Origin of the sequence: uncultured Cytophaga sp. (assembly GCF_937863595.1) — a bacterium.
Classification (GTDB): Bacteria; Bacteroidota; Bacteroidia; order Cytophagales; family Cytophagaceae; genus Cytophaga.
In genome coordinates, this window is sequence record NZ_CALMGQ010000070.1 from 1 (window position 1) to 4,156 (window position 4,156).

The following is a 4,156-nucleotide window of genomic DNA, read 5'->3' on the forward strand; positions in this document are numbered from 1 at the left end:
CAAGTATAGAGCCATCTGCAGACTGCGACATACAAATTACAGCTTTGGTATGTCCGTCGTATAATTTATTTGGCGCACCAGTTGAAATATCCCATTGTATGGCGTGAAGATTTGTTTTGCCCGTTATAAAACTTTTATCGTCTTTGGTTAACAATAATTTGTTTTTTAAGCGCAGGTACCGTGCAATATACGATTGCCAATAATCGTCTGCATTGTATTCGACTCCCCCTTTGTCCTGCGCTTGCAATGTACCTTTGTACGTACGTATTATATCTCCCGTAATTGTTGCCATTGCAAACGCCGTAGTATTTCCAGATGCAGCAAGCAATTCTGTTTCATCTACTGAGTAAACAACGTCATTAATGGTTTCATAAAAAGGTAATTTAAAGGTGGAAATTTCTTTGGAATTAATAGACCAGTTTATGAGTAAACTATCTGCAATCGATATAACATGTTGACCATCTTTTGAAACAAGTAAGGCACGCAAGTCATCTACATTTTCTCCATACGTTTTAAGCAGTTTGCCAGTAGATACATCATATTGACTTAATTTATCGTTATGCGCCAATTTAAAAATAAATTTATTGTCGACAGAAAAGCGAACAAGTGTACCACAGCCACCGCACCAACCTTCTGTAGGCTTAAGGCTATACTGTAAGCTCCAAGAATTGGTAGTATAAACGTTTGCAGTTTTATTGTCTTCCCCCACTGCCAATAAGTTTCCATCAGCACTAAAAGATAGTGACACCCCATAACCTGAACCTTGATCTGGTCTTGCGGGTAAGCGTTTGATTAATTTCCAATCTGGTATGGAATAAATATGAATGGAATCAAGATAGCCACCGTAAGCAAGCATTTTACCATTAGGGTGAAAGGCTACAGCAGTCATATATTTATTTTGTGCAGGGGAAGAAAAAACTTGTTTGCCCGTTGCGATTTCCCATACTCGCGCAGTTCCATCTGCACTACTGGTTGCAAGCAATTCTCCATTAGGGCTGAAAGATAGAGCATTCACAGTATGTTCATGACCAACGATGGTTCTAATTTCTAAGCCTGTTTGTTTATCCCAAATTTTAACGGTTTTATCTCTACTGCCAGTTGCAAGGTACAGTCCATTGGGACTTACAGCGACCGCTTTCACAGAAGCCGAATGTCCTTTTTGAATAACAGTTTCAAGTTTTGATTGTTGAGCGCTTGCAAGCAAAGCGGAAAAAAATAACAACAATACAAAGGCAGTATTTTTCATAAATTATAAATGTTAATGGTTTGGTAAGTTAGCTAAAATTTTGAAATGTGAATAATGCAATACAGCTAATCGAATAGAAGAGGTAGTTAAATTGAGATAAAATAAATAAGTATTTGTACCTTGATTTATTCTTTACCCAATTAGGTTTCGACGTATGAGTCATAGAAGTAAAAAAAGACATAGAAAGCCGGGATTGTCTCCAGGGGATTTACGAGGGTTTGACCATTCCGATAGTAAAGACTTTGCTGATATTTATTTAATAAAATTCAATGGAACAGATATTCAAGAAGGCTTAGTCACTTCTGTCAACGATATGGTTGTTCCAAGCAGCGATTCAGGCTTTGTATATTGGTATAATATTGATGGAGTGAGCAATCCCAATCAGTTAGATGAAATTGAAAAGAAATATAAATTGCATCCGCTGCTTATGGAAGATGTTGCTAGTGCGGAACAACGACCGAAGTTAGATGATTATGGAGCTTATATTTTTTTAACAGTTAAAATGATTCATTATGACGAAAAAGATTCTGAATTAGATTCTGAACAAGTATGCTTTGTAATTGCACCAAATCTTATTTTATCTTTTCAAGAACGCAAAGGCGATGTCTTTGATCCGAATAGGGAACGACTCAGACAAAATAGAGGAAAAATGCGAAAAATGGGGGCCGACTATTTGCTGTACAGTTTGCTTGACACCATTGTCGATCACTATTTTGAAATTATGGAGTATGTGGGAGATAAGCTAGAAACGATAGAGCAGGAGATGATGGCCAATCCAGAACCAGCTAAATTGAAAGAACTCTATAAATTCAGAAGAGAATTAATTTATTTGCGTAAGTCTGTTTGGCCTTTGCGTGAAGTAATTGTAAAAATGGAGCGCGATGATTGTTCTATGATAAGTGAAGCAGTTAAACCCTTTTTACGTGATGTATACGACCATACCATTCAGGTAATTGAAACGGTTGAATCTACGCGAGATATTTTATCGGGCATAGTAGACGTGTATTTATCATCCGTAAGCAATAGAATGAATAGCGTAATGAAAGTGCTAACAGTAATATCAACCATCTTTATGCCCTTAGCATTTATTACAGGTTTATACGGAATGAATTTCGATTATATGCCAGAGTTACAAATGCATTATGGCTACTTTGGGGTTATTGGTGTGTGCTGTTCGATTGTTATCGGAATGTTGTTTTATTTCCAACGGAAAAAATGGTTGTAGAAAACAGTATTTATAAAAGCCAATAGTAAGAGATAACTTATTTTCCTCTCTTACTATTGGCTAGTTAATTCATTAGGTATTGGCCATACTATAGCCTATTTATATTATTTAGCACTTTTGACTATACAAATAAGATGTAGTATAATTATTGACTTGCTTTATTTTATATCTACCACTTCAATTAAGAAATACAAGGTAGCATTCGGAAGAATTAATCCTTCAACTCCTTTTTTTCCATAACCCAATTCTGAAGGAATGATGCAATACCATTTTTCTCCTTTGCTCATTAATTGAACTGCTTCATCCCAACCAGGTATAACCTCATGATTTGATACTTGAAATTTAAATGGTTTGCTTCCTTCGTTAGATTCAACTACTCTGCCTGTAGAAGATTTTCTACTGTAAATAACTTTTACACTTTGTCCTGGTTTGGGATGTATGCCATCACCTTCTTTTAAGCGAACATATTTAATGCCACTCGTTGTCGTTAAAGTGTCCGCTGCTTGTACTGCTATACAGAAGCTCATGGATAGTGCAATTAGAAATACTATAAAGAATGGTTTTTTCATAATTTCTACGGTTTTACCTATTTACGTATTAAAATAGATAATCGTTTCGATAAATTTTTAACAAATACAACATTTCTCAGATTTAGAAGTATGCGAACAGTCACTTCTATTTATGCGAAAAAAATACCATATTGAACATAGGCACTAAATAATATCCTTATATGTCTGTTCGAATTGAAAAAGATACCATGGGGCCAGTAGAGGTACCAGCAGATAAATATTGGGGAGCACAAACCCAACGTTCCATAGATAATTTTAAAATTGGAAATGCTACAACGCATATGCCAATCGAATTGATTCATGGTTTTGCTGTGTTAAAAAAAGCCGCAGCGCTTACAAACGTCGATTTAGGAGTTTTGTCAAAAGAAAAGGCAGAAGTAATTGTTCAAGTTTGTAATGAGATTAGTGCTGGCAAGTGGGACGACCAATTTCCATTGGTTGTTTGGCAAACAGGCTCGGGTACGCAAACTAATATGAATGTAAATGAAGTGATTGCAAATCGAGCGCACGTTTTGTTGGGAGGAAGTTTGATGGATGCAGTAAAAAAAATTCATCCCAATGATGATGTAAACAAATCGCAATCCTCCAACGACACCTTTCCAACGGCGATGCATATTGCAGCCTATCAAATGGTGAAATATCACACCCTTCCATGTATTAAGCGATTATACGATACACTTAAAAAGAAATCGGATGATTTTAAAAATGTCGTTAAAATTGGAAGGACACATTTAATGGATGCAACACCGATTACTCTCGGACAAGAATTTTCGGGTTATGCAGCGCAGTTGGGTTATTGCATAACAAATATAGAAAACAGCTTAGCACACGTTTCAGAACTGGCATTGGGAGGTACAGCTGTAGGAACAGGATTGAACGCGCCAAATGGTTTTGCCAAGGCGGTTGCCAAACATATAGCACATTTAACAGATGATTTATTTGTTACTGCGCCCAATAAATTTGAAGCATTAGCCAGTCACGATGCACTTGTGCATGCACATGCAACCTTAAAAACAGCGGCAGTAAGCCTTATGAAAATTGCAGGGGATGTTCGAATGTTAGCCTCTGGTCCGAGGTCGGGTATTGGAGAAATTCATATTCCAGATAACGAACCCG

The 4,156-nt window shown here is 36.6% G+C and carries 4 protein-coding genes; 2 read left to right on the plus strand and 2 right to left on the minus strand.

The annotated features are described in order from the left end of the window. Positions 1 to 1,246: WD40 repeat domain-containing protein (locus Q0543_RS06515; protein ID WP_299250567.1), on the minus strand; the 1,246-nt coding region annotated here is incomplete at its 3' end. Positions 1,247 to 1,400: 154 nt separating this feature from the next. Here Q0543_RS06515 and corA point away from each other — a divergent pair. Further along, positions 1,401 to 2,471: a magnesium/cobalt transporter CorA gene (gene corA, locus Q0543_RS06520; RefSeq protein ID WP_299250569.1), complete on the plus strand. Its 1,071-nt coding sequence runs from the start codon at positions 1,401 to 1,403 to the stop codon at positions 2,469 to 2,471. A 158-nt stretch (positions 2,472 to 2,629) separates the two neighbouring features. On the opposite strand, the gene Q0543_RS06525 is transcribed toward corA, so the two are convergent. Then, positions 2,630 to 3,040, minus strand: a complete 411-nt coding sequence (locus Q0543_RS06525; protein ID WP_299250571.1) for an FKBP-type peptidyl-prolyl cis-trans isomerase — start codon at positions 3,038 to 3,040, stop codon at positions 2,630 to 2,632. 161 nt (positions 3,041 to 3,201) lie between these two features. Here Q0543_RS06525 and Q0543_RS06530 point away from each other — a divergent pair. Further along, the coding region (locus Q0543_RS06530) for a class II fumarate hydratase (RefSeq protein ID WP_299250573.1) at positions 3,202 to 4,156 on the plus strand (955 nt) is incomplete at its 3' end.